This window comes from candidate division WOR-3 bacterium (assembly GCA_016926475.1).
GTDB lineage: Bacteria > SDB-A > SDB-A > SDB-A > SDB-A > JAFGIG01.
Genome location: JAFGON010000070.1, coordinates 1 through 7,079, shown reverse-complemented (window position 1 = coordinate 7,079; position 7,079 = coordinate 1). Strand labels below are relative to the sequence as shown.

Annotated in this window: 6 protein-coding genes; all 6 read left to right on the top strand. The window is 37.4% G+C overall.

Going from position 1 to position 7,079, the window contains the following annotated elements; all coding sequences use genetic code 11:
* A partial coding sequence (locus JXA84_06835; protein MBN1150916.1) for a hypothetical protein occupies nt 1-186 on the top strand: 186 nt, incomplete at its 5' end.
* A 1-nt stretch (nt 187) separates the two neighbouring features.
* On the top strand, nt 188-1,561 hold the full coding sequence (locus JXA84_06830) for a hypothetical protein (GenBank protein ID MBN1150915.1): 1,374 nt from the start codon (nt 188-190) through the stop codon (nt 1,559-1,561).
* Between the two features lie 46 nt (nt 1,562-1,607).
* Nucleotides 1,608-2,459, top strand: a complete 852-nt coding sequence (locus JXA84_06825; protein ID MBN1150914.1) for a hypothetical protein — start codon at nt 1,608-1,610, stop codon at nt 2,457-2,459.
* Nucleotides 2,460-2,641: 182 nt separating this feature from the next.
* On the top strand, nt 2,642-3,142 hold the full coding sequence (locus JXA84_06820) for a four helix bundle protein (protein ID MBN1150913.1): 501 nt from the start codon (nt 2,642-2,644) through the stop codon (nt 3,140-3,142).
* A gap of 58 nt (nt 3,143-3,200) precedes the next feature.
* On the top strand, nt 3,201-5,453 hold the full coding sequence (locus tag JXA84_06815; protein ID MBN1150912.1) for a DUF87 domain-containing protein: 2,253 nt from the start codon (nt 3,201-3,203) through the stop codon (nt 5,451-5,453).
* 489 nt (nt 5,454-5,942) lie between these two features.
* Nucleotides 5,943-6,746, top strand: a complete 804-nt coding sequence (locus JXA84_06810) for a class I SAM-dependent methyltransferase (GenBank protein MBN1150911.1) — start codon at nt 5,943-5,945, stop codon at nt 6,744-6,746.
* Nucleotides 6,747-7,079 lie beyond the last annotated feature (333 nt).

Here is a 7,079-nt window from a genome sequence, read left to right as displayed (position 1 = left end):
GATATATTATTTTACGATACAGCTCCGGAAGTCATAACCGATATTGATATGATCAAGAATATTTACAGCAGAATAGATTGCGGGATTTACAACCCCTTGTACCCCGCGCTGGACAGATTTGCAGACCTTGAAAAAACGGTTTCACTCGGAATTATTGACGGGAAAGCGCTTTGCAAAGCAGGTTAACATGGAAAACGTCAAAGAAAAATTCACGGAAATGATTTTTGAGGAAAAGAGCTTTTTAAAACCGCTTTTCGACATTTACAAAAGCACGGTAAAAGACGTAATCGTCGAAAAGAATTCCGAAACAGTTAAAACCGCATGCGTCCAACATGCCGGAGACGGCGGATTCGTTATCAGAATAAACGAAAATTTCATGAAGAATAAAATGACCGGAAGGTATGACCTTCTTTGGGTGCTGATTCATGAATTATCGCACATTTTTTTCGAGCACTTCAAGTATGCCGTTAAAATCAGCCCCCAATTCACGAATTTTTGCGCTGACATAAACTGCAATTCTCTGATGTACAATCTTAACAGGAAAAAAAGAATACCGGTTCTTGACAACTGTTACGGCAGTTACTACAAAAAAATGATAATAAAGCGATTTTTCACTGAAAACGACCTTATGTTTCTCCTCACAGCGCCATCCAAAAGCAGAAAAAGCGTGGAAAAGGATTTCAAAAAAATTATCAACCTCTCTCCGGCTAAAAAAAATATCCTCATATCCCTTTGGTTTGACAATTACCTAAAGCCGGGAATGTCGGTTCCTCAGTTGGAAAGTGTTTTGAAAAAATTTATAAGTAAAAGGGAAAATTTTACTTACATCTCGCTCGTCAACGAAGTGTTAAATCAAAACAGTGCCGCCAAAACAGCTGTTTCCGGCTTTATCGATCACATAAGAAACAGTTTTTACTTCAAGAACACATCTTCAATCGAAAAGAAAAAAATTAATTTTACAGAAGGCGGGAATATTCGAAAAGCCGAATTTCTGAAAAAGCTAATGGAAAAAGTTGTCTGTGAAAATATGTTTAAAAGCGTAAAGTATAAAACTGATTTTGTCGAATCGACAGGTGTCATACCTAATTTTACAAGAAAACAGCTTTCCCTTATAAATTGCGGTGTGAACACCCTGTTCTATCAGAACAAAATTCCCGCGAGAGTTAAAAGCGACGAGTTTGCGCCTGTTTATATTGACCAATCAGGTTCCATGGAATCCTACAAGGAATTGATCTACATTCTCTTGAGAAAAATCTCGGATCTTTTTCCCGGTCCATATTTTGTTTTTTCATCCGAACTTAAGAAGATAACCCTTCAGGACGTGAAAGAGGGAAATGCCATAACCGGCGGGACGGACATAAACCCAGTAATCGAGCACATAAATTCGTGTAAATTCAAAAAAGCACTGATCATAACCGACGGCTGTTTCAGCAAAACTGATAAAAAGACTTTAGCGGAGATGTATGTAATTTTGCCGTCAAAATCTTACGATAGGCATGTTATCAAGAAAAAAATAAACGATATCGGTGATATTAAAGGAGTATTTTACCTTGATGATTAATGAAAAACATTGTGCAAAGGTTCAAACAATTCAGAAGGAGGAGACAATGTATTTTGAAGAAACGTCAATATACGAGATGGATATTAAATTGGTAAAAAATATTCCCATTCTTCTGTATGAAGATCCGAACGTAAAGTTTGAAAGGGAGAAAAAAGCAAGGGATATGTGGTTTGAAGCGATTAATAACAAGGAAAAGGCAAAAACTCTTGACGAATACTGCCCTCCCGATTACGAAGAAATTATTCTTTTGAACACTGGTTTGAAAAAATCCATAAGCAGAGAAGGCGATTTTGATTTCATTGAAGATTTTGATTATTCTACAGAAGATTCTGAAGAAAATCTTCAACTTATAAAAAACGCCTCGGAATTTTTAGAGACCGAGATAACTGTGATAGCGGGAAATGATTTTTTTGAAGATTACAGAACTGTTTTTAATTATAAAAATTCTAAAGCCGCTTTCAGCCGTGCAGTTTCAGACGGCTCTGTTTTTAGCCCCTATGCATATCTTAAATCTACAGGCGATTTTTTTGCAGCCAATCCATATACTGCTGAATTCAGGGTTAAAAACAAAAAATTCCAGATGCTCATCAACACTGCGTCTAGGTTTTCTTACCTGCCTAAAGGTGAATTGTCAGAAAAACCCATGAAGGGAGAAGAAGTGGAGTATTTTGCGGGTTATCCTTTTAATAAATTTACAACACCTTTCAGAGAGATGGCTGTCAAATTGGGAGAAAAGAAATTCATGGCTAGTTTCGGCGTCTTGCCCAACGAGATAGAAAAACATTTTTTTACCAATGGAATCTCAGGAATAATCGGCTCAGACTTTTTCTCCAATTTTGAGGTCTATTATTATCCGAAATGCGCAAGTATGAGTTATTTTCAATACAAGAAAGATTAGAGGGAATTTGGTTCAAATCACAATTATTTTTCTGTGGTAGAATATCAAATCAACTAGTGAAGGAGTGAATATGTCTGTGTCCATCAATGCATTAAACTCCGGAGACTCTTGTGGCTGATAAACACCATGACAAAGATAAGCTAATCGAATCTCACGGCGGATACAGAAACCTTGTGTCTTATATGATGTCGGAAATCGTCTATGATGCGACGATAAAATTTTGCGATAGATTCATTGAAAAAAGATCAAGAACACATGATCAAATGGTTCAGGCATCAAGAAGCGGAAAACAAAACATAGCAGAAGGAAGCATGGCTTCAGGAACTTCTAAAAAAACCGAGTTAAAATTAGTCGGTGTTGCAAGAGCAAGTCTTGAAGAACTATTGCTGGACTATGAGGATTATCTAAGACAAAGAAATTTGAAACTTTGGGGGAAAGATGATCCCAGGTCTCAGGAAATCAGAAAGCTTTCTTATTCAATGAATAGGTCTTATTTGACTTATAAGTCCTATATTGAATTCTCTGAACCTGAAATTTCAGCCAACACAATAATCTGCCTCATTCATCAGACAAATTACCTTCTCGATAAACAACTGAGACAGCTAGAAAAAAGATTTCTCGATGAAGGCGGTTTCACTGAGAAGCTTTACAAGAAGAGAAAGCAGAGAAGAGACGGTCAATGAAAGAGTGTTTTGTTGAATCGGAAAAACATTTTAAATCAATAATTCTTCAGGAGGAAAAATGGATCTTCTCACGAACAGGGGCAATCTCGACAGGGTCAAAAAGGCTTTTTCGGGGGCAAAAAAGAGAATCTGGATTTGTTCTGGTTGGGTCAGAAGCGGCACGCTCGAGCAACTTCTGGAAGGTTTCAAGGACAGTAAGGGAAAAGTTCCAGATATCAGGTTTATAGTAAGGTTGGACAAGAAAAAAGACCTTGAGATTACCGACATTGAAAATTTTTTGAAATTAGCCGATTCGGTCAAAGCCGAGGTCAGGTATCTTTCAACCGTCCACGCGAAGTTCAACGTAGTTGACGATTCATACGCGACAGTAGGTTCTTTCAACGTTACAGGCGGCGGATACGGCACCGAAAATAAACCCGGAAACAACGACGAAATGGGTCTCGAAATCACCGATCCTGAAAAAGTGAAGGAGTTGGCACAGGAATTCGAGTCATTATGGGAAAAATCGTTTTCTCTGGACAAGAACGTTTTAGGTTTTGTTTTGGGCGAAGCGGACAACAGATCAGCCGATTTCGTCTGTGTCACAGAGATAGAATACGGGAAATACGTCGAAATCGAGTCAGAGGACTACGATGGAGAGAAGAGGAGATGGCTTGGCAAGATTGTAAAACCTGTGGCTCACGACAGCGAATTTCTGCCGGATTTCACACCGGAGAACCGTTTGAACCCGCAGGTCGCTGAGATGTATGAAGTCCTCAACAAGAAAAATCCAGCCGTCCGGTTTGCAATGATGACCGCCCTGATAAACGAAAAGGGTTTTACACAGTTAAGAAGCGGAACAATAGAAATTTGCAAGGAAATAGTGAATTTCGGCAAGGAAGAGAAACTGGAGAGAAACAGGGTTGCCGTTCCGGCGTGTTCGGTGGTCACAACCGCGAGACCGGAAATTCTCCACAGGCTTCTCGGCTTTGAAGAAAAAGATCTTTATCCCGTGGGGAAATTGACCTCCAACAAGGATGTGGAGGTTTTCATTGATTACAACAAAATCCTGACCCAGCACATGGCGGTCTTCGGAACCACCGGAAGCGGCAAATCGTATTTCACAAAGAAATTCATTTCGGGCATTTTCCCATGGCTCAAAAATCAAAAAGGCAGAATAGTCATATTCGACACCCACGGCGAGTATATCCCCGGGAATAAAGACGCCGGTGAATTGTATTCAGGAATTGATTCGAAGGATATTACAGTTTTAGACGAAAAGATGATCTTAAAAATCTTGGAGAAAAAGATTTTGACCGAGGAAAGCGATTTTGATTTATTGTTCAATTCCGCATTTACCGAATACGAGAAAAAGATACTCTTGAACGCCTTTGAAGCCTCAACTGCTGAGATAAGCGAAGAGAAAAAAAGGAATAGGTTTATAGAAATAATAAAAGAAAAGAGGGAAGAGGAGAAAGAGATTGATTCTCAATATATCAACCAGAAACTTGAAGAACTTGATAATGAAGCTTTTGACGAAAAGTATGCGTTTAAAAATTTTTTTGAAAAGGATTTTAAAGCTTATTTTGCTGTGTTATCAGAATATGCAGATGGAAAAACTACAGAAGGGAAGCAAAAGAAAAAAGATACATTAGAATCCATATTTTTAAAAATTGAACAAGATCCAAAATTCAAAGAAGAACTTCTAAAACACATTAAGAAATTGAGATTTGCTGAAATTTCAAAGGTATTCAGCAAAACTGAAGAAAAAGCTTTCGCCGGAGAAAAACTTGAAAAAATCCAAAAAATCCTTGAATCAGGAAAAGTCGGATTTATTTCCGAGCAGTTTATAGAAAACATCAAGGAGTCGAAGATTTACATTCTCAACCTTAAAAACATGAATTCGATTGAAGACAGATGGCGGGTAGTTTCAAGTGTATGCGATTCAGTATTCAGCGAAGCCAAGAAAACAGACGGAGCGTTTAAAAGTTTGCTCGTTGTCGAGGAAGCTCACAATTACGCTCCCCAAAGTGCCGGGAGAGGTTGTGTAAGCGCTAAATCACTTCTAAACGTAACATCGGAGGGCAGAAAGTTCAACACGGGTCTGGTTGCAGTGACCCAGAGACCGGCGAATATTGACAAATCCGTCATAGCTCAGTGCAACACATCGGCGATATTCAGGCTGATAAATAACGCTGACATTAAGGCTCTCGATGATATTATCGAAACTATTTCAAAACAAATTTCCAATCAGCTTCCGGTTTACGAGACCGGTCAGTGCATCCTCACCGGCATCGGCGTCCGCGAACCAGTTGAGGTTGATGTTGGGTGAGGGGGGGATTATTGGAACTGATTTCATGGTTGCGCTTTCCTGGTTGAAATTTGACTTATGTTTAACTCGGTTCTATTATTTATTAAATAATTATCACTGAAGGGGAAATGACAGACCTTTTCTTTAGGATAAATTGTTTGTCCCAAAATAATTTTCCAATAAGTTCACAGAAAATCCACAGCCACAAAAATTCAAAGAAGACCGAAATTTTATACACATGTTTCTAAACAAAATATCAGAAGAGTACAAAATCCCCTGGATGATATAATGGATGATAAAGCCATATGATAGCTCTGTTTAGGTTCAGTTATCATAATTCAGTACATCAAACAACCTGTTTATTTGGGAGGTTATCAGCAACAATGACAAACCTAAAATATCACCAACACCTAAGTATATCTACTAGTTGTGTGGCATTTTGAAACGCTACAATGAATTTTTGATTTAGAAAAACAGACACTTATAATCATTAATACTAATGAAAACAATATGATTACACTTGATAAAGAAAAAGAGACATTGCTTGTACCTTTATATGGTAAAGCCATAGAAACTCAGAAAAAAACTCCGATTCTGTATGATGCAAAAGCAGTTGAAATTATTAAAAAAATAGACTATGATTTTAAATCCTTGAAAATTCCCGGGAAAACAAACACGATGATGTGCTTAAGAGCAAAACTCATTGATAATTTTACTGACAAATTTCTAAAGGAAAGGAATGACGTTGTCGTTTTACATTTAGGTTGTGGACTTGATAGTAGATACGCAAGAATTGACAGTAAAAACGCAAATTGGTATGATTTGGATTTTGAAGAAGTAATCAGTATTCGCAAGGAATTTTTCCAAGAATCTGATAAATATCATTTAATTGCTTCTTCAGTTACACAACTTGATTGGATTGAAAACATCCCTTCTGGACATGCAAATTATTTGGTAATTGCTGAAGGATTATTTATGTACCTTAAAGAGGATGAAATAAAAGCATTACTCAATCAAATTAAGAAAAGAATCGGTAATTACACACTTATTTTTGATACTTATAGTGGTTACACTGCAAAAAAAGTTAAAAATCATCCCTCAATTAAAAGGATGGGAGCACATATCCATTGGGGAATTGATAATATAAAAGAACTTGAAAAATGGAATTCTGAATTTAAATTTGACAAGGCTATTTATTTTACCTCTAACGAAGAAATCGAAAAAATGAATTGGGGGACAAAACTCATTTATAAAATTGCCAATTTGTTTCCTATGGCAAGAAATGCTCAAAGAATTTTGATTTATGACATGTAAATATTTTATGGTAAGAAAAACGCCACATAACGCGCGGTATAAAAAATTGCCGGGACAGTAGGTTATTCAAGGGTTGTAGTTCGCTTCAATTTTTGTGTAACTCGACAGGAAATCGCCCGTACTCCCAAACGTTTCAAACCGCCGGCCGTTAGCCGCAAGCGAACAAGCGACAGTGCGATGGACAATGGAATAGAAAATTGAATTAAAACATAAAAATAAAAGAAGGAAATCCCATGCAGAAAAAGGCTTTAGTGGTAATTGACATTCAAAATGACATTACCAAAAACTACAAAGAAATCATTGACAATGTTAATCGGGCAATAGATTGGGCAG